Annotated in this window: 22 protein-coding genes and 1 pseudogene; 9 read left to right on the top strand and 14 right to left on the bottom strand. The window is 49.1% G+C overall.

Features of this window, described 5'->3' with window-relative positions; all coding sequences use genetic code 11:
• Window positions 1–196 precede the first annotated feature (196 nt).
• The 3 genes from C4F51_RS00725 (at window position 197) to C4F51_RS00715 (ending at window position 3,354) form a co-directional block, all read left to right on the top strand.
• Window positions 197–1,447, top strand: a complete 1,251-nt coding sequence (locus C4F51_RS00725) for an LLM class flavin-dependent oxidoreductase (protein WP_193906252.1) — start codon at window positions 197–199, stop codon at window positions 1,445–1,447.
• 96 nt (window positions 1,448–1,543) lie between these two features.
• Entirely contained in the window at window positions 1,544–2,158 is a 615-nt protein-coding gene (locus tag C4F51_RS00720; RefSeq protein WP_193906250.1) for a nitroreductase family protein, read from the top strand.
• A gap of 56 nt (window positions 2,159–2,214) precedes the next feature.
• Window positions 2,215–3,354, top strand: a complete 1,140-nt coding sequence (locus tag C4F51_RS00715; protein WP_193906248.1) for an LLM class flavin-dependent oxidoreductase — start codon at window positions 2,215–2,217, stop codon at window positions 3,352–3,354.
• A 104-nt stretch (window positions 3,355–3,458) separates the two neighbouring features.
• Here the strand turns inward: C4F51_RS00715 and C4F51_RS00710 are convergent, their stop codons facing one another.
• From C4F51_RS00710 to C4F51_RS00700, 3 genes are read right to left on the bottom strand one after another with little or no spacing between them, the layout of a single operon-like run.
• Window positions 3,459–5,777, bottom strand: a complete 2,319-nt coding sequence (locus C4F51_RS00710; RefSeq protein WP_193906246.1) for an ABC transporter permease — start codon at window positions 5,775–5,777, stop codon at window positions 3,459–3,461.
• A 2-nt stretch (window positions 5,778–5,779) separates the two neighbouring features.
• On the bottom strand, window positions 5,780–6,442 hold the full coding sequence (locus tag C4F51_RS00705) for an ABC transporter ATP-binding protein (RefSeq protein ID WP_193906244.1): 663 nt from the start codon (window positions 6,440–6,442) through the stop codon (window positions 5,780–5,782).
• Window positions 6,443–6,445: 3 nt separating this feature from the next.
• A complete protein-coding gene (locus C4F51_RS00700; protein ID WP_193906243.1) occupies window positions 6,446–7,690 on the bottom strand; it encodes an efflux RND transporter periplasmic adaptor subunit in 1,245 nt (414 codons plus the stop codon).
• Between the two features lie 441 nt (window positions 7,691–8,131).
• Between C4F51_RS00700 and C4F51_RS00695 the strand changes: the two genes are divergently transcribed.
• Both C4F51_RS00695 and C4F51_RS00690 read left to right on the top strand, forming a co-directional pair.
• Window positions 8,132–8,386 carry a hypothetical protein gene (locus C4F51_RS00695; protein WP_193906241.1) on the top strand — a complete coding sequence of 85 codons (255 nt, stop codon included), beginning with the start codon at window positions 8,132–8,134 and terminating at the stop codon, window positions 8,384–8,386.
• A 758-nt stretch (window positions 8,387–9,144) separates the two neighbouring features.
• Complete coding sequence (locus tag C4F51_RS00690) at window positions 9,145–10,152, top strand: FRG domain-containing protein (RefSeq protein ID WP_193906239.1); 1,008 nt, start codon at window positions 9,145–9,147, stop codon at window positions 10,150–10,152.
• Between the two features lie 88 nt (window positions 10,153–10,240).
• Here the strand turns inward: C4F51_RS00690 and C4F51_RS00685 are convergent, their stop codons facing one another.
• Window positions 10,241–10,417 (bottom strand): hypothetical protein, encoded by a 177-nt coding sequence (locus C4F51_RS00685; protein ID WP_193906237.1) that lies wholly within the window; start codon window positions 10,415–10,417, stop codon window positions 10,241–10,243.
• Complete coding sequence (locus C4F51_RS00680) at window positions 10,407–10,592, bottom strand: hypothetical protein (RefSeq protein ID WP_193906235.1); 186 nt, start codon at window positions 10,590–10,592, stop codon at window positions 10,407–10,409. The genes C4F51_RS00685 and C4F51_RS00680 overlap by 11 nt, the downstream gene beginning before the upstream one ends.
• 379 nt (window positions 10,593–10,971) lie before the next feature.
• On the opposite strand from C4F51_RS00680, the gene C4F51_RS00675 reads away from it, so the two are divergent.
• The 4 genes and pseudogenes from C4F51_RS00675 to istB all read left to right on the top strand — a co-directional run bounded on the left by C4F51_RS00675 (window position 10,972) and on the right by istB (window position 13,972).
• A complete protein-coding gene (locus C4F51_RS00675; protein WP_193906233.1) occupies window positions 10,972–11,154 on the top strand; it encodes a hypothetical protein in 183 nt (60 codons plus the stop codon).
• A 243-nt stretch (window positions 11,155–11,397) separates the two neighbouring features.
• Complete coding sequence (locus C4F51_RS00670) at window positions 11,398–11,583, top strand: hypothetical protein (RefSeq protein WP_193906231.1); 186 nt, start codon at window positions 11,398–11,400, stop codon at window positions 11,581–11,583.
• Between the two features lie 73 nt (window positions 11,584–11,656).
• Window positions 11,657–13,194: pseudogene (gene istA / locus C4F51_RS00665) on the top strand (IS21 family transposase).
• Window positions 13,184–13,972, top strand: coding sequence for an IS21-like element helper ATPase IstB (gene istB, locus C4F51_RS00660; protein WP_193906230.1), 789 nt, complete (start codon window positions 13,184–13,186; stop codon window positions 13,970–13,972). Before istA ends, istB begins: the two are co-directional and overlap by 11 nt.
• Before the next feature lie 175 nt (window positions 13,973–14,147).
• On the opposite strand, the gene C4F51_RS00655 is transcribed toward istB, so the two are convergent.
• The 9 genes from C4F51_RS00655 to atpG form a co-directional block, all read right to left on the bottom strand.
• Window positions 14,148–15,005, bottom strand: coding sequence for a TnsA endonuclease C-terminal domain-containing protein (locus C4F51_RS00655; RefSeq protein WP_193906228.1), 858 nt, complete (start codon window positions 15,003–15,005; stop codon window positions 14,148–14,150).
• Between the two features lie 144 nt (window positions 15,006–15,149).
• Complete coding sequence (gene glmS, locus C4F51_RS00650; RefSeq protein WP_193906226.1) at window positions 15,150–16,985, bottom strand: glutamine--fructose-6-phosphate transaminase (isomerizing); 1,836 nt, start codon at window positions 16,983–16,985, stop codon at window positions 15,150–15,152.
• 2 nt (window positions 16,986–16,987) lie between these two features.
• The gene (locus C4F51_RS00645; protein ID WP_193906224.1) at window positions 16,988–17,767 is read right to left on the bottom strand and encodes a DeoR/GlpR family DNA-binding transcription regulator; all 780 of its coding nucleotides are present in this window, start codon (window positions 17,765–17,767) and stop codon (window positions 16,988–16,990) included.
• Between the two features lie 171 nt (window positions 17,768–17,938).
• Window positions 17,939–19,981 (bottom strand): glycoside hydrolase family 9 protein, encoded by a 2,043-nt coding sequence (locus tag C4F51_RS00640; RefSeq protein WP_193906222.1) that lies wholly within the window; start codon window positions 19,979–19,981, stop codon window positions 17,939–17,941.
• A gap of 235 nt (window positions 19,982–20,216) precedes the next feature.
• On the bottom strand, window positions 20,217–21,578 hold the full coding sequence (gene glmU / locus C4F51_RS00635) for a bifunctional UDP-N-acetylglucosamine diphosphorylase/glucosamine-1-phosphate N-acetyltransferase GlmU (RefSeq protein WP_193906220.1): 1,362 nt from the start codon (window positions 21,576–21,578) through the stop codon (window positions 20,217–20,219).
• Window positions 21,579–21,866: 288 nt separating this feature from the next.
• A complete protein-coding gene (locus tag C4F51_RS00630; protein WP_193906219.1) occupies window positions 21,867–22,913 on the bottom strand; it encodes an oxidoreductase in 1,047 nt (348 codons plus the stop codon).
• Window positions 22,914–23,088: 175 nt separating this feature from the next.
• Window positions 23,089–23,514, bottom strand: coding sequence for a F0F1 ATP synthase subunit epsilon (locus C4F51_RS00625; RefSeq protein WP_193906217.1), 426 nt, complete (start codon window positions 23,512–23,514; stop codon window positions 23,089–23,091).
• A gap of 58 nt (window positions 23,515–23,572) precedes the next feature.
• A complete protein-coding gene (gene atpD, locus C4F51_RS00620) occupies window positions 23,573–24,952 on the bottom strand; it encodes a F0F1 ATP synthase subunit beta (RefSeq protein ID WP_193906215.1) in 1,380 nt (459 codons plus the stop codon).
• Between the two features lie 86 nt (window positions 24,953–25,038).
• Window positions 25,039–25,905 (bottom strand): F0F1 ATP synthase subunit gamma, encoded by an 867-nt coding sequence (atpG, locus tag C4F51_RS00615; protein ID WP_193906213.1) that lies wholly within the window; start codon window positions 25,903–25,905, stop codon window positions 25,039–25,041.
• Between the last annotated feature and the right edge of the window lie 2 nt (window positions 25,906–25,907).

Raw genomic sequence — 25,907 nt, 5'->3', positions numbered from 1 at the left:
GCTAATTATGCAGTGCAAGGGCGATAGCTTTTTTTGGCAAATATCCTTTGTTATTGATTATAAAGATATTTTTCCGGTAATCGATTTTTCCACAGCCTGGCACAGCTTCTGCTATCGCAGTGAGTAAGTGCGACAAAACTCGCCAGTGCGTGTTTATGTCGTGGCCCTCTTACTTCGTATTGATAGAGACTGCGCTATGGCCGTAAAAATTTTGTGGTACCTCACCGAACCGGATGGAACCATCCCCTGGACTGAAGAAGGGCGGTGGGATACCGACTTCAAACACCTGCAACAACTGGCCGGCACTATCGATAAACTCGGTTACTACGGCGCTTTGCTAGCCGGGCCAACCTTACATGTAGCGGCGGCAACTTTCTCGGTTACCGAGCGCATGAAATTTATTGTGGCGCAACACCCGGGCGAAGTGCAGCCTGCCATTTTGGCTAACTACGCCAAGGCGCTGAACCGTTTTTCCAACAACCGTTTTCTGTTCAATGCGGTAAATGGTAACGACGCCGGCATGGCCTCGGTAGGTGTTAATTTTGAACACGATGAACGCTACGAATACAGCCGCGAATACTGGGATGTTTTCCGCCGCGTATACGCCGACCAGGGCGGTTTTGCCGGCTTGACCGAAGGCTACGATGGCAAGTACATCAAACTGGCACCGCGCCCTGCGCTGCCAGGTCGCAGAGCGCCCTCCTCACAACAGCCGTTAACACCGCCGCCACTGTGGGGCGCGGGTACATCGCCCGCCGGCGTTGCCCACTCGGTTGAAGTACTGGATGTTTACCTGAGCTTTGCCAACACTCCGCAATTGCTCGGCGAAAAATTCAAACGGGTAGAAGCAGAAGCCGCCAAAATTGGCCGCGCTTTTCAATTCAACGGCACACGCTTGCAAGTTATTGTGCGCGAAACCGAAGAAGAAGCCTGGGAATATGCGCAGTATCTTGTGGATAACACCCCACTGGAATATGCCATTCAAAATATCAAGCGGCAGCTACCGCCGGGCGAAACCATCGACAGCTATCGCAGCCCCGATCCGCAAATTCAAAAAAATATTGAGGCGATTAAAGCGGGTCATTTGCCACCGGCAAAAGATTTTGAAATTTATCCCAATATCTGGACCGGCCCGGCGCTGCACGGCTTCAATATTCTCGGGCCGGGCGCTGGTACTACGCTGGTGGGCAGCGCGGAAAATGTAGCGGCGCGTATTCGTGAATTTAACGAACACGGCACCCACGCTTTTATCTTGTCCGGCTGGCCGCTGATCGAAGAAGCACACCGCTTTGCCAATCTGGTATTCCCGTTGCTGGATCTGGATCATGGTTTTGAAGTGCCCATTCTCAACAAGTCGCGTCGCAAAAAAGCGATTGAAGCCGGGCTGGTAAAAGCCGATGCCGCCAACGAAGGCACAGCCACCACCGCTGTAGCAGAGCGTGCGTAATGTTGCACCGGAGTAGTTGCTTATGCGGTGCCGTTGCTGGCAGCGCGTAAAAAACCTTACGGCAGGTGTCACTTTTTTTGCTGGAGATTAATCGTTATGTCCGTCCCTCATGTGAATTCCCTGGCGCTGGAGAAAACAGCGGTAACAGGCCAGCCCATTCATCCGCTGCTGGCGGAGCGCTGGAGCCCCCGTGCATTTCAGGAAGATCGCCCACTGGAGCACGACAAATTGATCGCGGTATTGGAAGCCGCACGTTGGGCACCCTCGGCGAGCAATTTGCAACCCTGGCGTTTTATTGTGTGGGATCGCTACGCTGATGAAGCGGCTTTCCAACAAGCATTCGACACGCTGGGAGATCAAAACAAAATCTGGGTCAAGCGCGCGCCGGTGCTGATCGGTGTGTTCAGCTGGCCCTTTCGCGCCGATGGAGAGCCTGCGCCTGCGGCCGCTTATGACGCGGGCGCTGCGGCTCTGGCGCTGTCTATTCAGGCCGAGGCTTTGGGCTTGGCAACGCATCAAATGGGCGGTTTCGACAAGGCCGCATTAAAGGAGCGGCTGGCGCTACCTGATGAGCTGGTGGCACACACCATTATTGGTTTGGGTTACCGCGCACATCCGGACGTGTTACATGAAAAAGCGCGCCTGCGTGAATTGCTGCTGCGCGAAAGAAAACCTCTGGAAGAGACAGTATTTTTCAATCGCTGGAAATAGTTTGCGATGGGTGTTTTTATTTTTGCGTTTTAATAAAACAATAGAAAGGTTAAATAATGGCAGTAAAAATATTGTGGTATCTCACCGCACCGGATGGTATTTATCCGTGGAGCCCGGAAGGGCGCTGGCATACCGATTTTGAACATTTGCAACAGCTGGCCACCACCATTGACCGTCTGGGTTATTACGGTGCACTGCTGGGCACCAGCAGCAATGAAAGTCTGGTGGTTGCGTCAGCATTGATTGCAACGACCAAACGCATGAAATTTCTGGTGGCGCAACACCCCGGTGAATTATCGCCAGCCGTGCTGGCAAAATATGCGCAAACCTTTGATAAGTTTTCCAATGGTCGCCTGTTATTCAATGTGGTCAACGGCAACGATAAAGGCCTGGCTTCGCTGGGTGTACATTACCCGCACGATGAACGTTATGATTTCAGCCGCGAATACTGGGACGCTTTCCAAAAAGTGTATGCCGGCGATACCAGCGGCTACGATGGCAAGTTTGTAAAATTGTCACCGCGTGATGAAGGCGGCAGCCCGATGGGCTCCTGGAATGGGCCGACCCAAAATCCGCATTTTCCGCTATGGGGCGCAGGCACATCGCCTGCCGGGGTTGCCCACTCGGTAGAACTGCTGGATGTGTATCTTAGCTTTCCCAATACACCGCCATTGCTGGGCGATAAATTTCGCCGCGTCGATGCTGAAGCAGCGAAAATTGGTAGAAAACTGGAACATGGCACGCGCTTTCAAATTATTGTGCGCGAAACCGAAGAAGAAGCCTGGGAGTACGCCGAGTGGTTACTTACCAAAGTGCCGGTGGAAAGAATTCGCCAGTCGGTGCAAAACCTGCTGCCAGCCGGTGCGATTCTGGAAAGCCATGAAAGCGACGACCCGAAAATACGCCGTGCTATTGCAGCCTTGCGCGAAGGCAAGCGCCCGTCGGCGAAAGATCTGGAAGTTTATCCTAACGTTGCGGTTGGCCCCACCTGGCTGGGATCGCATACGCTGATTGGCAGCGCCGTAAACGTTGCCGACCGCATTCGAGAATACGAAGCACAAGGTACCAACGCGTTTATTATTTCTGCCTTCCCACTGATCAGCGAAGCTCAGCGCGTGGCCGATATTTTATTGCCGCTGCTGGACCTGGATCACGGCTTTGAAGTACCGCGCTTGCGGGTGGCGGAGCCTGCTTAACCCGTACCTCGCAATAAAAAACGCCCTTGCATCACAAGGGCGTTGATTAAAAAACTATTGTCCAGGTTGTGGGAAATTCGTAATTTTTATATCGCATTAGCATTTCAGGAACGTAACAATACCGATACTTTCTCTTGCAATAGTCTCCGACAGGGTAATAAAAAGCTAAGCCACGCCAGTAATAACACTGTGAAACAACTTCCCGCCAACACGTAATATTCCAGACTGGATTGATTTAAAAGCCAATCAAACCAGACTCGAGTATCCAACTGCAGACTGATTGCCAATGCAACCAACAGCGCACCCGCCAAGCTGATATACAGCGGCAAACTTAACCGATGAATAATCGCTGGCGGTTGCCAACCGGCAACTTGGTAAATGGCCAGCGGTTTACGATAGTCTTCAAGAATGCGTAAGGTGGTGTTACGAATACTAACCAGCAACATAAACACAATTAACAGGCAAGCCGGTAAAAAATTCAGTATTCGATTGAGTGTCATATCCCCTGACTTCGCCAGTACCGCTTCAATCGTCTGTGCATTGGCGAAACCTTCATCGGTATTGGCCAATGCTGCAAGCCGGGTTTGCAATGGCCGGGTATCATCAGCTCCGCTGATCACACGCAACTCCTCAACACCGGCTTTACCTTGTGCCAACGGCTGATAAAAAATCGAAAATTTATGCGGGTTACTGCGGATAGCACTGACAACACCAACCACTATTCCCTGTTGTCGCATAAAGGGAATATCCGGATACAGAATAATTGTTTGTCCAATAGCGGATTCATCTGGCCAAAATTTTACAGCTGCGGCCTCATCAACCAAAAAGACTCCGTTACTTTCTTTGCGATCCTGTTCATTGAAGTTTCTTCCTTCCAGCAAGCGGATATCCATTACCGAAAAATACTCTGGAGTGACCTGAAATAATTCAATACCGGCTGAAGCACTGGCCGCATCGGGTGCTTCCATCATGGCAAATTTTTGCTCAATACTTCCAGGGATTGCATTGCTGATTGCCAGACCACTACTCACATCGGCTATGCGAGTGTGCAGCTGAGCGGCGACAGTTTGCTTATCAAGCGGGTAATTCGAATTGGCAAAGTTGGTCACCATAAGTTGACTGCGCTTAAAACCGCGATCTGCAAGCGCTTCGTGATAAAACAAGACGCACAACATCACCATCAATTGCAGCAATACGATAGCGGCTGCGGCTTGTAAACCGAGTAAAGCCCAGCGAAAAAAGTAAGCTTTTACACCCCGGTTTCGACCAGCACGAACGCCGCTTCGTATCAGGCTGCGGCGCAACAGCAATAGCCATGTGGGTAAAAATGCAACCATCGTCAGAGACACAACGAAGACCAGCAATATCATTGCCAATTGAGAAGGGGTAAGCGATAACGTCCACCAGAAGGGCGCCGCAGGAGAATTCACCATGGCGTAAGGGGAAAATAAATTTGAAAACACCTGGTACAACAGATAACCAAGCAGTAATCCGCCAGACAACAACAGCAAGAAACTGATTAATGGTGTTTTCAGAATAGTTGTTGGCGCAATCCCCAATAGATGCCGAATACGCCATTCACGATCCCGTTTGAGTAAATCCAGACCGATAATATTGGCGATACTGATAATACCGGAGATAGTGATAACAATAAAAATAATCCCCAGCATTTTAATGTCAAAACCAAATCTGCTCCGGCTATTGTCTACAAACGTTTCCAGCTTTAATGAAGGTTCGATACCACCGGCCTGTTCAGTGTAGATTTTCAATAACCGTTGTAACTCCTGTTCGGCCATTTCCAGAGACACCCCTGAGTCAAGGGTCCCGATAAATTCACTAACTGTAGCCATTTGCCGAAAACTTTCATGCGGCGGTTTAACGGCCAGCCATATTTCGGACTTTACAGGAAAGTAAAAACCCTCAGGTAATATGCCGACAATTTCTGCTGAACCCACATTTTCCAGATCCAGTCGTGAAATTTTTTCATTTGGGAATTGACGGTGCAAAAATGATTCGCTAACAACAAAACGAAGCGGACTCTGCAACTCGGTGTCATCACTACTTAACAGCCTTCCTTCTTTTAATCGGGATGGAAAAATTTTAAAAAAATCTGGCTCTACACGTGAAACTTCAATAGACCGGTTATCCTGTAAACGAAATGAGAATAATCCTACCAGTGATACCACGGAAAAACTTTGTTGATGTTGTTTGTAGTATTGGTAGTGATCCCAGGTTATTGGCTGATAAAATTGTGCATGCAACAAACGGTCAAAGTTATCGACGGGTTGAGTAAATCGGCTGCTCCAATACTGTGCCAGCAATAGAAGAATGGAGGAAAAGAGTAGTGCGATCAGAACTACCAGATACAAACTGTGGGCGCGATGACGTGTTACATATTGCCATCCCTGCTTTAATGTCAACATGGTTACTCCTTTAATTTTCCGTCGCGAATGGAAATAACCCGTGAAGCCATCGCAGCGCATTGCAGGTCGTGGGTTACCATACAAATGGTTGCGCCTGCCTGATGAGCTTCTTTCAACATGTCCATAACTGCCTGGCTGTTTACTGTGTCCAGGTTTCCGGTTGGCTCATCGGCAAAAATAATTTTCGGCTCGGCAACAAAAGCCCGGGCAATCGCCACACGCTGCTGTTGGCCCCCGGAGAGCTGACTGGGGAAATGATGCTTGCGATGAGCAATGCCAAACTGTTCCAGTGCTGCATCAACCCGTTTTCCTATTTCCTTTTTGCCAACGCCCTGTGCTTGCAAGGGAAGGGCTACGTTATCACTTACGGTAAGGTCGTCAATCAGGTTGAATTCCTGAAAAATAAACCCTATTTTTTCGCGCCTTAATGCCAGTAGCTGGCGATGGGGTAATTGGTTGATTTCAAGCTGGTCAAAAAAATACTGACCGGTTGTGGGTAAATCATGGGTACCCAGTATTGATAACAGAGTAGACTTTCCACCACCTGATGGCCCGCAAATAGCGACAAACTCATTATTTTCAATAGACAAATTAATACCGTTAAGCGCGTAGGTATCCATTTCATCAGTAGAAAAAACCTTACTTACATTGTGTAATTGGATCATAAATTACCTCAGTCGAATCCTTTCTGCCTGTTTCACCTGATCGGTCAGATCGCTGATCACAATACGTTCATGCGATTCCAGACCGGATAAAATTTCTATGGTATTGATAGAACCAATCCCAAACTCCACAGCGCGGCGTTCGGCATAATTGTCCTGAATGACATAGACATTGTTCACTGCATTTTCGCGGCTATTAGCAGGCCTGGAGACCACCAGCGCATCCGTTTTTTCCATCACGATAATAGTAGCGCGCACCAGCGTATTCACCCGATAGCGATTGGGCAGTTCGTCCAGCTCTATATCCACATCAACCGTTGATCCCTTCACTTCAGGATCAATACGGGTTATCTGGCCGGTAAAATTTTCCTGATTGATACGCACCAGCGCTTTCTGGCCAACCTGTACCTTGTCAATTTCGTAGCCGGGAATTTGTGCCACTGCATAGAGCTTTTCTGTATTCACTACTCGCAAAACAACCTGCCCAGGATTAACGTTGTCGCCCTCATGGAATACCACCTCCTGAACAATACCGGCTTCCGGAGAGCGAATATTCAAATCATTAACCCGACGTTGCAAACGGGCAGCACGATTCTCCAGGGTATTGAGCGAATACTGCAATTCGCTTAATTTTGCCTTATAGGATTTTTCAAAGGATTCCAGTAATAGTTTCTCGTTAGCCAGCGTGTTTTCGCGTAGCTTTTTCTCCACAACAACCCGGTTGTAATCCAGACGCGAGATTATCGGCATCTCGCTTTTGAATAGCTGCTCTTTGGCTTCCAGCTCACTTGCTTTTTCTTCCAGCTCCAGTTCGGCACGTTGCAAATTGCTATTGAAACGCGTGCGTTCTGTTACCAGCTGCAGTTTTTCGGCTTCCACCTGAGCACGGCGGGCGTAGAGATCATTAAGGGCATCTTCATGCTCGGCAACCAGATCAGGATTTTCCAGACGAAGCAAAATGTCACCATTTTCCACCTGAGCGCCAGCCCGCACCAGACGCTCTCGAACAATCCCGCCGGAAAGCGAAACCACAGCACCCGTGCCGTAAGCTACCAAATGCCCCGAACCCGCTACCTCAACTGTAAAAGGCTGTCGTGTGACAACAGCATCCCGCAACGTATCGCGTTTTAACGAAGGCTGATTTTTATTGCTGAAAACCCATGTGAAGAAGATTAATACGAGAAAAGCAGCGACAATCCCCAACGCAAGGTGTAAGCCCTTACGTGATTTTTTATATTTAATAACGTCCATGCAACATCACAACCTTGTAATCCAAAAATTCCTGTCGATTTTTATAGCTTTGTTTGCGACAGTAAAGAAATGCTTGTGGTCTATTTAACTCTCTGAAGCGAAGCGTTGCAATAATTATCCACAATCATCAGAAGTATCATGGACGCAATATTTATATTTCAGGAAATTGCCTTGCACGATAAATACGCAGCGCAAAAGAAAAGGGGGAATAATTCTACGATTATTCCCCCTGTCCGTTTGAAATAATTAGTGATACTTTCAAAAAGCTAACTTATTGATTTATATAGATAGCAATATTTCGATTTTAAAATAAATAGTGATACTAATTTTACTGGTCTTTAATGCAAAGAAAAAATCATTAAAATAATTGGCGATACTATTCAACCTAATACAAAACCCCAATGTTATTTGCATAACAATTTTCGGCAGGAAGGAGAAAAAATGACTTGGAATAACCGCATTTACAAGCACTTCATCAAAGGCAAGAAGTGCTTCGCCCTTCACGAAACATTTTATAACAACGAAACTGGGCTGATAGAAAGCTGGACAGAGAAACCTCTTACTGAGTTCAGCGAATCGATAGATGAACTCATACAAGATCTGGAGCAGAAATTAGCTGATGCTAAGCGATTCAGGAATACTGTCCTACTTCCCAATGCCAGTACAGAAGAAAACAATAAAATTGCAAGTAAGTAAATTTGTCATCGATCTAAGGTGAGGACTCTGACCAGAGAACCACCTGCGAGATTATGCTCCAAACCAGACGAGCGACCATCTTTTGTTGTGGGCGAAAATCCCAGATTCGCAATTGACAGATTCGTCGATGAAACTTAGTATAAAATTGTCGCCCAAGAGGCCTTATTATATTTTCCTTCCTTCGAGGACTTGAAAGCCCAGCTTAAAAAGCTGGGCTTTCTTCGTTTTAAATTGAAGTTCCTCAACCTTCCAGTCCAGTGGTGCTAGGTAATTGGTCACCATCCCGAGGCTATATTCTCAGAAGATGCCAGTTATATAGATCTCAGGATAGAGGAAGCAGACACTCTTTTAGCAAATACTTGCTCAAGTTTGATTGATTAGTATATTCAAATCTGCAGCCATCCTCTATTCCTACGAAATTGAAGCTAATTTTTCCATCGGAGATTACGAAACGCGGCACATGGTATATCCAACTCTTTGTATCAGATGACATGTCGATCTCGCCGTTGAAATTCTTTTTTTCATCCTCTTTGTACCAAACTATGCTTCCTTTTTATGAAGCGTAATGGTTTTTCAATGCTCATGTTTCAGGTATCGTTTAATTTAATGCTACTAAGACGTTACCCAATTCCCACGCGAACAAAATTGTCCGGTAAAATCTGTTTTTATTTTAAGTTTTTTCTACAGGCTTGCATGTTTTGGTGGCTTTACTTTTAAGGCCACCAACTGATCCGCATTAACTACAGTAGTATTCATCAATGTCAAATCCTAATCTTATCGTAATTAGATCTTTCGCTGATTATGTCTCGGCTGTATCCAAAATAAATGCTACTGAAAACGATTCAGCATGGTTTAGAGGACAATCGTCTGCAAATCACCGGCTTGTTCCGAGCGCGCTGAGGAACTTGGTACCATTGACAAGCGCATATGGAAGACCATTGCGAGGAAACGAGATTCTTACCGCAAATGGCTATACCCAGACTGGTGTCAGTCCTGAGAGAATGCTTGATGATTTCAAGCGGAGGGCGCTACCTTTCCTCGATTATAGCCCCAAGAATGACTTTGAGTGGCTGTTCCTCATGCAGCATCATGGAGTGCCGACGCGCCTATTGGACTGGACTACGAATGCCCTTGTCGCACTCTATTTTGCTGTATCTTCTCTCCGTGCTGATGTCGTCACTTCCAATCAAGAAAACCTGTACAACGATGCTGACGAAGAGTTGCAAGAATTCGATTCAAATTCAGCGGCAGTCTATGCGATGAATCCAAATAAGGTGAATAGGGCTCTCCACGGGGAAATATGGGAAGTGGTCGACATTGCGCATGATTTCGAGACATGGAAACCATATAGCAGACCAACCCAACTTGACTCCGATGGTTTGGACACATATCCCCCTCTTTGCATCACTACGCCACAATTTTCTCCCCGCATTCGAGCGCAGTCTGGCTTATTCTCGATTCATGGCACGAACACTGAACCACTTGATATCTATAACGACGTCCGCCCCCTTCTAACAAAAATTCTAATTCCTTTCGAGAACGCGATCGCCATACAGAAGGAGCTTCGACAGTTCGGTATTTCTGAGTCGTTCATTTATCCTGGGCTTGATGGTGTCGCGAAAGACGTAAAAGCCGATGAGGAGCGTCGCCACGAATGGGCACGAAAGGACTATCTGACAAAGCTTGAATCCAAATCAGCAAAGATTGCCGGTTTAGGATTTAAGAAGAAACAACCCAAGATAAGCAAAGATCGCAAGCCAAAGTAGCCTTACTTATTGGTACATATATTCCCATTTAACTATATGGTTGACACAGGGTGCCAATAAATTCAGCTATCCTTAGCTGAGTATGAAATCATTTTGAGGCCTTTAATAAAAGTTGGGCTGCTTCTAAGCTTGATTCGACAATGAAGTCTCTAGGGGTTTTGTTTTGTTTGTTCGCCTGATCTGAAATCAGCTTCGTTTGGCGAACCCCAAATGTGATAGTTATGGGCTTTCCAATTTTTGCTCTGTTGGTGGATTTAATTCTCATTTTTCCGTCCTTCCCTTGCTTCTATCTCCGCGTTTTTTTTCATCCATTTGTTTATTGACCACTTTTTGCCAGTCAGCTTTTCCATGCGATCACAAGCCGCATTTAAGCTGTCCACTTCTTCTTGATCATCAAGCGTAATTAATTGCGTGCGCCTCATAATAAATTGATCACTCATACCTAACCTCTACGCAGTTTGCCATGTAACAACTATACGATAGCAATGCTCACAAATACTGTCAACAATTACTACGCATGCGACAAAGTACGTCATTTTGCGACATAAATAGATCTTAATCAGCGTAAGGGTTACATTTTTCTAGTCAGTATTCCAAAATTAACAGCTTAATTGCGATACTTAATCATGAGAGTTGCTTTATAGTATGCGACAAATTACGTCAAATTACCTTACAGAGCCGAAAAATATGAAATTCCTGAGCATTGATGATATTTGTGAAATGCTAAGTATTAGCCGAAGAACTCTAGAGCGAATGAGAGCAGGAACGCCAAGCGCCCTAAGAGAGAGGGTTGACTCCCCAGGAGAGCGGAACCCGGGCATGCTAAGTGAACTGATTGAATCATCTGACCATGAAAATACAGGCTTCCTGGCGCGGTTATCGAGAGGAGAACAGTGGGACCGAATTCCATTCCCTGAACCCGATTTATATGTTGGAAAAAGCCCCCGCTGGGAGCAAGATAAACTACTGTCTTGGTTAAAGAAAAACGGTCGCCAGCTGTAATCATGAAAGATTCGGTAAATACATATTGCCGAAAAATTCGGCTGCAATTAAACATTAAGATCGATTGCAATACCAATCTTATGGGGCAGCGCGAAGCTTTCAAGTGTCTTGTAAAGACTGGGGCGTTCATTGAAGTAAATTTTATTGAGAAACTTTTATAGAGGATTTGATTTTTTTATGAGGGTCATTTTTGATACCAATTTCTGGTCATATCTTGCAGAATCAAATTTTGAGAATCAATTCTTGGAAATTGAAAATTTTTTTGACCTTAAAATAATATTACCTCCATCAATTTTACTGGAAGTTCAGAAGACCAAAGATAGAGAGAAAAGAATAAAAACAATAAAAGCTATGGCCAAACCTTGGAGATATAAAAGTAGAACGGAAGTAGACCTAGATGTTGATTTGCACTTAAAACTGACCCACTAAACCCCCATATTTGCATCGAAAACTGACCCACGTAAACAGACTATCCTGCTCATTTTTTGAGCGGGAGATAGGAGTGATTAACGTGGCCATTTTGAGCAGTATTCGACGTTGGTATTTCCGCGACAAACTCTCGCTTCGGGAGATAGCGCGCCGCACTGGATTTTCCCGCAACACCGTTCGCCGGTATCTTCGGAATGAGATCAGTGAACCGCTTTATCCCAAGCGACAGACGCCCAGTAAGCTTGACGCCTTTGCCGATAAGTTGGCGCAGTGGCTGGGTGATGCCGCTAAAACCTCGCGCAAGCAACGCCGCTCTCTAAAGCAGATGTATGCCGATTTGTGCGCCCTTGGTTTTGACGGTTCCTATGATGGTATTACTCGGTTTGCCCGAGAGTGGCGTCGCCAGCAGTTGGAGTTGAGCAAAGGCGCAAGCAAGCACACCTACATCCCCTTGCAGTTTAAACCCGGTGAAGCGTTTCAATTTGACTGGAGCGAAGACTGGGCGGTGATTGCCGGTGAGCGGGTGAAGTTGCAGGTCGCGCATTTCAAACTGAGCTATAGCCGCGCTTTCTTTGTCCGTGCTTATTTGCTGCAAACCCATGAGATGTTGTTCGATGCCCATCATCATGCGTTTACGGCGTGGGCGGAATTCCGCAGCGCGGTATTTACGACAACATGAAGACCGCCGTTGATAAGGTGAAGCGCGGCAAACAGCGCGATGTGAATGCGCGCTTTGCAGCGATGGTTAGTCATTACTTATTTGATGCGGATTTTTGTAATCCTGCTTCCGGTTGGGAGAAAGGGCAAATCGAGAAGAACGTGCAGGATGCACGAAGAAGGCTCTGGCAGAAGGTGCCTGCACAACCATCATTGATTGCCTTGAATGACTGGCTGCGTGAGCGCTGCATTCAACTCTGGAGTGAATCCACCCATCCCACAGAAGCATTAACCATTCAAGCCGCACTGGATCATGAGCGTTCTTTCCTGATGCCTGTGGGGCAGCCCTTTGATGGTTTTGTCGAACAGACCAAGCGTATCTCACCCACGTGTTTAATCACCTTCGAACGCACGCGTTACAGCGTACCGTCTTCTTTCGCCAATCGACCGGTGAGTTTACATATCTATCACGATCACCTTGAGGTGATTGCTGAAAGCAATATCATCGCAGTGCACACGCGCTTGTTTAATCGCAAGCATGAGCAGGTAACGACAGTGTATGACTGGCGGCATTACCTCTCGGTGTTGCAGCGCAAACCCGGAGCCATTCGCAACGGCGCGCCCTTCGCCGAATTACCCAACGCCTTTCAATCACTGCAAACCATTTTATTAAAGCGTGTCGGTGGTGACCGTGAGATGGTGGATATTCTTGCGCTCGTCTTACTGCACGATGAGCAAGATGTTCTCACCGCCGTAGAACTCGCATTGGAAACCGGTTCACCCTCCAAGCAAATCGTGATCAATATCCTGAGTCGATTAGTAGAGGGAACACCCATCCCACCGATTGAAGTACCGCCTGCATTAGCACTGAGAGTGGAGCCACTCGCCAACGTCAATCGCTACGACAACCTACGAGCACAAACCACCACACAAGGAGGACACCATGCACACTAATCCCATGATCCCCGCACTGAAGTCACTCAAACTCTACGGCATGGCCCACGCGCTAAGTGATCTTGCTGAACAGGATTCCCCCGCATTCCAGGCAAGTACCGGCATCCTTGATCATTTACTCAAAGCAGAACTGGCCGAGCGCGAAGTGCGTTCGGTAACCTACCAACTGAAGACCGCCAAATTCCCTGCGTATCGCGATCTGAGTGGCTTTGATTTTACGAGTAGCATGGCCAATGAAGTGCTGATCCGGCAATTGTGTGCAGGTGACTTTATGGATAGCGCACAGAATGTTGTACTTGTCGGTGGCCCCGGTACGGGTAAAACCCATCTTGCCAATGCCATCGGCATTCAAGCGATTGAACACTTGCATCGCCGTGTCCGGTTCTTCTCGACGATTGAATTAGTGAATGCATTGGAGAAGGAAAAGCAGCAAGGTAAGGCAGGACAAATTGCTTCGCGACTCATGCATACCGACTTGGTAATCCTAGATGAGATGGGTTATTTACCCTTCAGCCAAACCGGTGGGGCATTACTGTTTCACTTGATGAGCAAGTTGTATGAATGCACCAGCATGATCATCACCACTAATCTCAGCTTTGCAGAATGGTCGAATGTGTTTGGTGATGCGAAGATGACAACGGCATTGTTGGATCGAGTAACCCACCACTGCCATATTGTTGAAACCGGCAATGACAGCTATCGTTTTAAAGAGAGTTCAAACCCCCCGAAAAAGGAGAGAAAAACACCGACTTATCCACAGCCCAAACCCGTAAAATAAACCATCCAGGGTGGGTCAATTTTCAATGCAACTGGTGGGTCAGTTTTAAGTGCAAATCAACACCGCACGCTCTACTTGTTGAGGCAACGCATTTTCAGCGTCTATATCTATCCAATAGATTGTCTCTGGTTCGCTCCATAAAATGCGATAGCGGTGATCCGATAATTCATAGACATCATTCACCAACAGCATATTCATAATCCTGTTCGAGCCAAAAATGTGAAGGAGTAAGATCTTTTGCTCTCAGGTTCACAATCGTTAAAGCTTCAAGATCAAAGTAGAAAGCTCGCTGGGCAAGGAACTGTCTTAGTAAAGACAGGTGGGTACCCGGCTCGATGTTATATTCGTCATCTAATCGGGTGGTTATAGTGGTAACTTTTTGTGAGGGGGACTGATTAATAGCTGCGAGCAATATTTTAAAATATTCTTGTTGTTGCTCAGGGGTACTCAAATCAAAGTGATTCATGTAGGGATGAAACCACTTTACATTCTTTTGAAGTAATGCCGGAATTTCCAGCTCTGTTACCAAGTTAAACTGTATGCCCTTGGAGACCCAGTAGCGGCGTTCCAATTCCATTTTTTCAAGTACACGCGGATCATCAAGTTCTTCGGCATATTTCGCAGATATTGCCCTGCGAATAGTTTTACCTTGGATATTCAGATCAACCAGAAAGTCTGTGGTAAGGACTTCGTCTGTACCTTGATAGCTAAGGTGGGCTATCCCCATCTCGCGTGCAATAGCTTGCGATTCCTCAAGAGTCACCGGAAATTGTTCGCGGATGTCGATCACCTGCGAATCCCAGTCCAGCATTAACAATACATGGTATTCAAGGTCGGACAGCAACTGATGAACGCGACCCACCGTAACGCTGGGCGAGCGATTATACCTTCCCCTGGAGTTCACATCCCTGACGGTCAAATAGGGTTTATAGGCTCTTCCGGCGCCTGAACCAGCGCCTTTAGCTAAACGCGAAGCTATCCGCTTTTCCGCTTTAGCTTTGATTTCCTTAGTTTTTTCGGGATTCTTGGACATTAAAAAACCCAGTAGCAACCTATTTTGATCAAATATAGGTCACTACTGGGTTAGTATCACTAATTATTTTAAAGTATCGCCATTTATTTTAAAGTATCACTAATTATTTTAAAAAGACACCCCCTCTTTTTTAAATGCAGCTAGTTACTCAACCGTTACACTTTTCGCCAAATTACGCGGTTGATCCACATCCGTTCCTTTGATAATTGCCACGTAGTAACTCAGCAATTGCAGCGGCAAGGTGTAGAGGATTGGCGCGAGCCAGGGGTGGCTGTGGGGGACGTTGATAACGCGCAGGGTTTCGTCGGATTCGAATTTTGCGTCCGCGTCGGCGAATACATAAAGAATACCGCCGCGCGCGCGCACTTCTTCCACGTTGGATTTCAGTTTTTCCAGCAGGTCGTTGTTAGGCGCAACGACGATGATGGGCATTTGCGCATCGATCAAAGCCAGCGGGCCGTGTTTCAGTTCGCCGGCGGCGTAGGCTTCGGCGTGAATGTAGGAAATTTCTTTCAGTTTGAGCGCACCTTCCATGGCGATCGGGTACTGGTCACCGCGACCGAGGAAAAGCGCGTGGTGTTTATCGGCAAACTCTTCAGCCAGCGCTTCGATTTGCGAAGCCAATGCCAATGATTCTTCCAGTTTTGCCGGCAGGCTTTTCAGAGCCAACACCAGTTCCTGCTGTTTTTCTGCATCAATCTGATTGTATTTACCGATGGCCAATACCAGCATCGCCAAACCAACCAATTGGGTAGTAAAGGCTTTGGTGGATGCCACACCGATTTCTGTTCCCGCACGGGTCATAAAGGCGAGATCGGATTCGCGCACCAGCGATGAACCGGCAACATTACAAATTGCCAGGCTACCAAGATAGCCGAGTTCTTTAGCCAATCGTAACGCCGCCAGCGTATCGGCAGTTTCACCGGATTGACTGATGGTAACAATCAAACTGTTCGGCTGAACGACGGATTTACGGTAGCGGAACTCGCTGGCAATTTCAACATTACAGGAAACGCCGGAAATAGCTTCCAGCCAGTAACGCGCAACCATACCTGAATGGTAGCTGGTGCCACAGGCAACAATTTGAATATGTTTGACGCGTTTGAAAAGCTCGGCAGCACCGTTGCCAAAGGTTTCGTCGAGCACGCTGGTGTTGCTCAAACGCCCTTCAAGAGTATTCATTACCGCATGAGGCTGCTCGTAAATTTCCTTGAGCATAAAGTGACGGTACTGGCCTTTATCACCGGCATCATAGGTCGCGGTGGATTCATGAATCTCGCGAGTAACGGCTTCGCCATCTTTATCAAAAATGCTAATAGAGAAGCGGGTAATTTCTGCCACGTCGCCTTCTTCCAGAAAAATAAAACGGCGAGTCACTGGCAACAACGCCAGCTGATCAGAGGCGATAAAGTTTTCACCAATACCCAAACCGATAACCAGGGGGCTACCGGAACGGGCAACTACCAGGCGCTCGCTGTCGTTGCGATCCATCAACACCGTGCCGTAGGCGCCGTGCAATTTTTTTACCGCATGTTGTACCGCTTTTAATAAATTGCCTTCGGCGCTAATCAGTTCATGCTCTACCAGGTGGGCGATAACTTCGGTATCGGTATCCGAGGTAAATACCGCACCCTGTTGTTGCAGCTGACTACGTAAGGTTGCGTGGTTTTCAATAATGCCGTTGTGCACCACGGCAATATGGTTGTTGGAGATGTGCGGATGCGCATTGCGCTCGCTGGGCTCGCCGTGGGTTGCCCAACGGGTGTGCGCGATGCCGGTGCCACCGGGCAGCGGTGATGCGGCTACCGCATCGGATAATTCACGCACTTTACCCAAACGGCGAACACGTTGCAGTGCGCCTCCATTATCAATGACTGCAACGCCGGCGGAGTCGTAACCGCGGTATTCAAGACGACGCAGACCTTCAATCAAAATATCCACAACATCACGTTGTGCAACCGCACCAACAATTCCACACATGGTTACTTCTCCTCCCAACGAGCACAGATGACTTTGACACCCTGGTTTTCAATGGCGCGCTTGTCGGCGGCTGACAATTGATCGTCAGTCACCAGCACATGCACCGCCGACCAGGGCAATTCGAGATTAAAAATTTTGCGGCCGAGTTTGTCTGACTCGGCCATGACAATAACTTCGCGCGCGACTTCGGCCATCACACGGCTGAGGCTGTAGAGTTCATTGAACGTGGTGGTACCGCGATCCGGGTCGAGGCCGTCAGCACCAATAAAGAATTGATCAAAATTGTAGGAGCGCAGGATCTGCTCGGCCAGTTGCCCCTGAAAACCTTCGGACTTCGGATCCCAGGTACCGCCAGTCATCAGAATAGTGGGTTCGTTTTCCAGCTCGCGCAGCGCATTGGCGACGCTCAGGGAGTTGGTCATAACGACCAGCCCCTGTTTACGGGACAATTCCGGAAGCAGGGCAGAGGTGGTGCTACTGCCGCTATCGAGGATGATGCGGTTGTGATCGCGAATCAGTTGCGCGGCAGCGGCGGCAATAACTTTCTTTCGAAGCGAAACTTTTTCGGCCACCGGATCGGCCATCATTTCCTGCGGCACCGGTACCGCACCCCCATAACGACGCAGTAGCAGCCCATTGCTTTCCAGCGCCGAAAGATCCTTGCGGATAGTGACTTCAGAGGTAGAAAATTGCGACGCCAGTACTTCTACACTGACTTCGCCCTGCTGATCCAGCAATTCAATAATCGCCCGGCGACGCTGTTGGGTGTTGCGTTTGGTCATGGAAGGTTACGTTTTTAGTCATTAAGTTTCGAAACGAAAGAATTCTAGCGCTTCGAAAGAAAATAACAAGGTATTTATCCACAGGAAAACCGGCCGTGCTAACAAAATCCTTAAAAAGGCCGATATCTGCATACCGGCCTTTCGGATCAAACGATCAAATAGCGCTGATGGCTATTGCATATATTTTGACAGCAACCGCAGGTAGGCAACCTGGTAGTCGTTGTGGTTTTCCGTTACTTGCCAGGAGTTCAGCGGCCAGCCGTTATTGAAGTCCAGATAGGATTTCATCGCCGGCTGATTTTTTGGCGGCGTAAGGGTGATGGAGCTGCAGATATTATTGTTGGTCACACTGCCGCAACTGGAAGGGCAGCAACTGTCCCAATCGTAGGAAGGGTTTGGCCCACCCACCAGAAAACCGGGCGCAGGCCCCCAGGCAGACACCCCCACCCGATCCCACTGGCTGCTGCCATCGGTAAACCAGCTGTGATAAAACTCGTTAACCGAATGGTGCGCCCCGGCGGCCGACATATTGGACACATACACCATACCCAACGGATTTACGCCATGCAGATAGTTGAGATAACGCAGCCCGGCATTGCGCATTTCAGCCGTTGAGGGTTCGAGTGCAAAACTGGCGAGATTGGTAAACAAGGTGCCGCGACGGGACATGCTGCGATTGCTGCCCCAGGTAAAATCGTTAGCGGCCATAAAAGCGCGGTAGGGCTCACGGTTGTCGCGCACACTGCCCCAATTGTCCGCGCTGTTCATGGCGCTGCGATAACCGCTACGAACCGTGTCTGCAAGAGAAGCACTCACACCCGGCAGGCCGCTGTAATAGAGGTAACTGATCAGCTTGGGCTCATTCCAGTGGGAAACCCAGTTAACCGGATCGGCGTTGAGACGGTTTTCTACCTGAACCTTGTAGCTGCTTTCACCGGTAATATCGTACAGATAGATAGCCGCCAATACGCGCTTCTCGACACGACCTGCATCGTCTACTTCCTGCTGACCTGCGCCCAGACCGCTGTAAATACCTTCATTATTACGAACCACCACCGCCGGATTGGCCGACGCCCATTGCCAGGCAAGTTGCGAACGCTGTTTCAAATCAGCGGCATACTCGGCAAAGCCCGGATGATCCAGACTGCCGAAAATGCGGCTGCCAAATGCAAAAGCCGCGGCACTGGAAAGCGTTGCCGAGGTGCTGGCCGGCCCGTAATAACTGGGGCCACTGGCGCTGGAAGGCGGGCTGGCGTGAGACAGACCCAGAATGGATAACACCGAGCCATCCGGGTTTTGCATTTTGATCAGCCAGTCAAAACCCCATTTGATCTCATCAATCAGATCGGAAATACCATTGCCGGATTCCGGAATATTGAAGTCGTCTCCCCAGGCAGCCGGATTTTCCCGCCAGGTGTGCAGCAGGCTGACCAGATAATCCGCATGCCAATTGGTGTATTTGTTGTAGTCGCCGGCGTCGTACCAGCCACCGGAAAGGTCGCGCTCGGTAATGGCGTTACTCTTTTCGGTGAACAGTCGCGCCTGTTTATCCTGCCCCGGCCGGATATGACTGGCGCCATCGGTCCAGCCAGCTTCTGCATAGGGCAGCTCTTTGGCAAAGCCGGCACGCTGATAGAAGAAAGTGCGGAAGGCATGTTTCAACACCGGCTTGTACACATCCGGCGCGATGCGAAATTGCGCTGAACGCAGGTTATGGGTGGTATCAACCACCACGTAATCGCCCACGGTATTGATATCGGAAAAATCAAACCACCAGGCGCGGTCGCCCGAGGCAGCACCCACCGCCCCCTCATTCCACACCACCGGCTGGCCACTTTTTACTACGTTGCCGTTGCCGAGATTCACCAGTTGATACGTAGTGCCAGGCGTAAAGCTGCTGGCCGCATCAAAGCCGTTTTGTGGGTTGCGGATTACCGCCACCTTTTCCAGCTCCGGCAGATAACCAAACTGATCAACCACAATAAATTCAGATACCGGCAAGCCTGCCACCGATGGCAGCGAACTGCTGGCACTCGAGGTGGTGCTCTGCGCAGAAGATGAGGAAACCGAAGAAGACACCACACTGACTACGGAGGAGACCGCCGCTACAGAAGAAACCGCAGGTGGCGTATTACTGGAAGAACCGCCACCGCCGCCACAGGCTGTGGATAACCCAGCCAGACCGATCAGACATAGCCGAACGAAAAGGGACATGTAAACCTCGTTATCATTATTGTGAAACCCGGGCAGTTTACCCGAGAAACCGGTTACACCAAATATTTACAGGTGTTTTTGTGAATAACCTGGTTATTTACAACCGCCAAGCGGGTTTTTTGCCAACACAGAAACAAAAAATCCCCGCCGTTTGCGTTACACCCGGGGCCGTTGGACACGGCCAACTTTCAGGTAAAACGCCTTACGCGAGGATTTTTCAACAGCCATCCGGGCATTACGACAGCTTGGTCGGACGCTTCCAATCTTCGATATTACGTTGTTTTCCACGCCCTACCGCCAACTCTTCATCGGCAACATCGCGGGTAATAACCGAACCGGCACCGATGGTGGCCTTGTTGCCGATTTTGATGGGCGCTACCAGCGCAGAATTGGAGCCGATAAAGGCGTTATCGCCAATTTCGGTTTTGAATTTATTCACACCATCGTAGTTACAGGTAATGGTACCGGCACCCACGTTCACTTTTTTGCCAATGACCGCATCGCCAATGTAACTGAGGTGGTTCACTTTGCTGCCGTTGTGGATAACTGCTTTCTTGGTTTCAACAAAGTTGCCGATTTTAACGCCGTCCGCCAATTGCGTACCCGGGCGCAAGCGCGCATAAGGGCCAATATCACAATCCCCGGCGATATCCGCCCCTTCAAGATGGCTGAAAGCTTTGATGTGGGTATTTTTCCCTACACGGCTGTTGATAATAATGCTGTTGGCTTCCACCACGACGCCGTCTTCAAGGGTTACATCGCCCTCGAAAATGCAGTTCACATCAATCACTACATCGCGCCCGACCTTGAGCGTGCCCCTGCAATCAAAGCGGGCAGGGTCGATCAGTGTCACGCCTTCTACCAGCAGTTGTTCCGCCAGTTTGCGCTGGTAATAGCGCTCCAGTGCGGCTTGTTGCTGACGGTTGTTAATACCTTCTACTTCTTCGGCCGCATCCGGCTGCTGCACTTCAATAGCAACGCCGTTGGCAACGGCCAGCGCGATCAGGTCGGTCAGATAATATTCGCCTTGCGCATTGTTGTTGGTCAACTGCGGTAACCAGCTGCGCAAATGTTTGGCACTGACCGCCATAATGCCGGTGTTAACTTCCTTAACCGCGCGCTCTGCTTCGCTGGCATCCTTGTGTTCGACAATCGCAGTGACGCGATTATTTTTATCGCGCAGTATCCGGCCATAACCGGTGGGGTCGGGCAGGTTGACGGTTAGTAACCCCATTTGCTGATCATTGACGCCGGCCACCAGTTTTTGCAGAGTATCCACACGGGTAAGTGGAACATCGCCGTAAAGAATCAGTACCGTGGCGTCTTCACGCAATTGCGGCAAGGCCTGTTGCACCGCATGGCCGGTGCCCAGCTGTTCGGCCTGTAATATAAAGCTCACATCAGCAGCCGCCATTTTTTGTTCAACCGCTTCGGCGCCGTGCCCGACGATAATCATGATTTTTTCGCCGCCTACCTGGCGGGCGGTATCCACCACATGCTGCACCAGCGCCTTGCCACCCACCGGATGCAAGACCTTGGGCAATTCGGAACGCATACGAGTGCCTTTACCGGCGGCGAGAACGATGATATCGAGCATGAGGCTGTCCTTTGATAAAAATAAGTAAAAAAACGGATCCATTCTAACGTGTTATCGGAACGGATACTGCCGTTTGCAGCACTCTTCGGGGCAGCGCGACGGTCGAAAATACAGTTGACCAACTTGACTTATCCACAGCGTAAAAACACGATGAGGCGTTTCCGTCTCCCTGGAAAAGCTGTGGATAAAATGCAGCGCAACCGCAAACCTTATCCAATATTATCCACTGCCTGCTGCTGCATTAACTGAAGGCCTGTTGGTAAAACTAACGGATTGCTGAGGCCGCTTTCAATACGTTTGCAAGGCAACCGCTTTTTTCTGCTGATGGGAAAGCAAGCCCAGTTCGATCAGCTCCATCACCTGAATCGCCTCCTGCACGTTTACCGGATTTTCACACTTACCCAACAAGGCATCGCGAACCGCCGCGTAGTAAGCCGGGTAATTACCGGGAAGAGTGGCGAGGGTTTGTTCGGTGGTGATGCCCTCATCAACCAGCGTCAGCAAACCATGCTGTGTATCCTGTCCCCAATCGGCCAGCGGCGGGCGTTCGCCGGCTTTCAGGCGATCTTCCTGAGGGTCGAGCCCGTATTTTACAAAGCTGCCGCGTGTGCCATGGACGGTATAACGTGCAGAAGCAGCGGCCACCAACATGCTGGCATGCAGCACTACCCGACGCTGTGGATAAGTCAGCGTTGCATGGAAATAATCGGTTGCCTTGCTTGCTGGTCTTAACTGCGCCATGTCCACCTGAATCACTACCGGTAAACCAAACAGCTGTAATGCCTGATCCAGCAAGTGGGGCCCGAGGTCATACCAGATGCCGCTGCCTTCACCGCCGTCTTCACGCCAGCGCTGGCGAACCTCGGGACGGAAGCGGTCAAAATGCGATTCCAGATAAACCACATCGCCCAAGGTTTTCGCCGAAAGCAATTGTTGCAGCGTTAGAAAGTCGCTATCCCACCGCCGGTTGTGGAAAACTGACAGCACTTTTCCGGCACTTTCGGCAATCGCCGCCAGCTCGTAAGCTTGCGAAAGGGTGACAGTAAAAGGTTTATCCACAACCACATGCTTGCCCGCTTCCAGCGCCTGTTTCGCCAGCGGAAAGTGGGTGTCATTGGGCGTTGGGATAACAATAAGGTCTATCTCGGGGTCATTAAATAACGCCTGTGGTTCTGCTTCTACCCGCACACCAGACCAATCGGCGTGTACTTTTTCAGCGCTGCTGCTGGACACAGCCGCCAGTTCCATACCGGCAGTTGCTGCAATTAGCGGCGCGTGGAATGTTTTGCTGGCGTAGCCATAACCCAGCAGCCCGACCCGAATAGTTTTACTCATCACAATTCCCCCAGCGTGTTTGACGTTCTGATTTGTTACACAGTGTATACCGGTGATACATCAGATTGCAGAGAGGGATAAATGGAAAGCAGGAGAATGTGGCGAGGATAGCAGCATAAAAAAGGGCAGCCGAAGCTGCCCTTTTTTAACGTTGCAAAAAATCGCCCTGAGGTGATTATTTGCCGAGTTTCTTGCGAATCGATTGCAAGGTGCGCAATTGAGCAGAAGCTTCGGCCAACTGGATAGCTGCACGGGAGTAGTCGAACTCGCCCGATTGGTTATGCAATTGACTGGCTGCTTCTTCTTTCGCCGCCAGTGCTGCTGCTTCATCCATGTCGTCTGCACGCAAGGCTGTATCAGCCAGAACAGTAACATGGTAAGGCTGCACTTCGAGAAAACCGCCGGAGACGTAGAAAATCTCTTCTTCGCCACCCTGTTTTCTGATGCGAACCGGGCCTGGTTTCAGGCCGGTCAGCAGCGGGGCATGACCATAGTTAATACCCAGATCACCCAGTGAACCGTTTGCCACGATCATCTCAACCAGACCGGAAAATATTTCACGCTCAGCACTGACGATTTCGCATTGGACAGTCATAGCCATAACTCTGTCTCTCAAACCGGAAATAAACCCGGTAAAATTTCTTTACCGGGTACGGGGATTACTTCAACTTGGCCGCTTTTTCTACAGCTTCGTCGATAGAACCAACCATGTAGAACGCCTGCTCTGGCAGGTGGTCGTATTCACCGGCGAGAATGCCACGGAAACCACGGATGGTTTCTTTCAGCGAAACGTATTTGCCCGGAGATCCGGTAAATACTTCAGCTACGTGGAATGGCTGCGACAGGAAACGCTCGATCTTACGCGCACGGGCTACGGTCTGCTTGTCTTCTTCAGACAGTTCGTCCATACCCAGAATGGCGATAATATCTTTCAGTTCCTTGTAGCGCTGCAATACGGTTTGTACACCGCGGGCAGTTTCGTAATGCTCGGTACCGATGATCAGCGGATCCAGCTGACGCGAGGTAGAATCCAGCGGATCAATTGCCGGGTAAATACCTTTTGCAGCGATGTCACGGCTCAATACTACGGTTGAGTCCAAGTGAGCAAAGGTAGTAGCAGGAGACGGGTCAGTCAAGTCATCCGCTGGTACGTATACCGCTTGCACAGAAGTAATAGAACCGGTTTTGGTAGAAGTAATACGTTCTTGCAGAACGCCCATCTCTTCTGCCAGCGTCGGCTGGTAACCTACCGCTGAAGGCATACGGCCCAACAGTGCAGATACTTCGGTACCGGCGAGGGTGTAACGGTAGATGTTGTCGATGAACAACAGTACGTCCTTACCTTCGTCACGGAATTTTTCAGCCATGGTCAGACCGGTCAAGGCTACACGCAGACGGTTGCCTGGTGGCTCGTTCATCTGGCCGTAAACCATCGCCACTTTATCCACAACCTTGGAGTCGGTCATTTCGTGGTAGAAGTCGTTACCTTCACGGGTACGCTCACCTACACCGGCGAATACTGACAAACCGCTGTGTTCTTTAGCGATGTTGTTGATCAGTTCCATCATGTTTACGGTTTTACCTACACCCGCACCACCGAACAGACCCACTTTACCGCCTTTGGCGAACGGACAAACCAGATCAATTACCTTAATACCGGTTTCCAGCAGTTCTTCGGACGCTGCCAGCTCTTCATAAGCCGGTGCATCACGGTGAATCTGCATACGTTCCTGTTCACCAATCGGACCTGCTTCGTCAATCGGATTGCCCAACACGTCCATGATACGACCAAGACATTCTTTCCCGACGGGAACTTTGATCGGCTCATTGGTGTTGGTGACATTCAGGCCGCGACGCAGACCTTCAGAGGAGCCCAGCGCAATGGTACGCACCACGCCGTCACCCAATTGTTGTTGTACTTCCAGCGTCAGATCACCTTCGGTGACCTTCAGCGCATCATAAATTTGCGGTACGGCATCACGCGGAAACTCCACGTCGATAACCGCACCGATGATTTGTACGATACGTCCGCTACTCATATCCGGTTCCTCTAGATTTCAGGTCTGGCGTTGCAAGGAGCGGCGCGACCTGAAGGTTTAAACTCAAAATTGTGCTGTGGCGGTTATCAGGAGGCGACTGCTGCCGCACCACCGACAATCTCTGACAGTTCCTGGGTAATCGCCGACTGACGCGCCTTGTTGTAAATCAACTTGAGGCTGTCAATCAGTTCACCGGCGTTGTCGGTTGCGTTTTTCATCGCAATCATTCGCGCAGCCTGTTCAGCCGCAGCGTTTTCCACAACTGCCTGGTACACCTGTGATTCGATGTAACGAACCAGTAAACCGTCGAGCAACTCAGCTGCATCGGGTTCGTAGATGTAGTCCCAGTGGTGTTTGAGCTGGTCGCTGGTCGCTGGCTGCAGTGGTAACAACTGACGCAGTACCGGGGTTTGTGTCATGGTGTTTACGAATTCGTTACCCACCAGATACAAACGATCGATACGACCCTCGCTATAGGCATCCAGCATCACCTTCACACTGCCGATCAAATCAGCAATGTTCGGGGCTTCGCCCAGATCGCGGGTTGCAGCAACCACTTTACCGCCAAAGCTTTTGAAGAAAGCAGCTGCTTTGGCACCAATCAGACACAACTCGATTTCAACACCCTGATCTGACCAGGATTTCATTTGCTTGATGGCTGTTTTGAACACGTTAACGTTCAGGCCACCACACAAACCGCGATCACTGGATACCAGAATGAAACCGACACGCTTGACGTCGCGCTGGATCATAAAACTGTGTTTGTACTCGGGGTTGGCGTTAGCCAGATGCCCGATTACCTCACGCATACGTTTCGCGTAAGGTTTACCCAATTGCATACGATCCTGAGCACGACGCATTTTACTGGCGGCGACCATTTCCATCGCGCTGGTAATTTTCTGCGTACTCTTGATGCTCTGCATCTGGGTACGTATTTCTTTTGTGCCTGCCATTC

It is taken from the genome of Cellvibrio polysaccharolyticus (genome assembly GCF_015182315.1).
Taxonomy (GTDB): Bacteria; Pseudomonadota; Gammaproteobacteria; order Pseudomonadales; family Cellvibrionaceae; genus Cellvibrio; species Cellvibrio polysaccharolyticus.
Note: the sequence above shows the minus strand (reverse complement) of the source record. Positions and strands in the feature narration are given on the sequence as shown.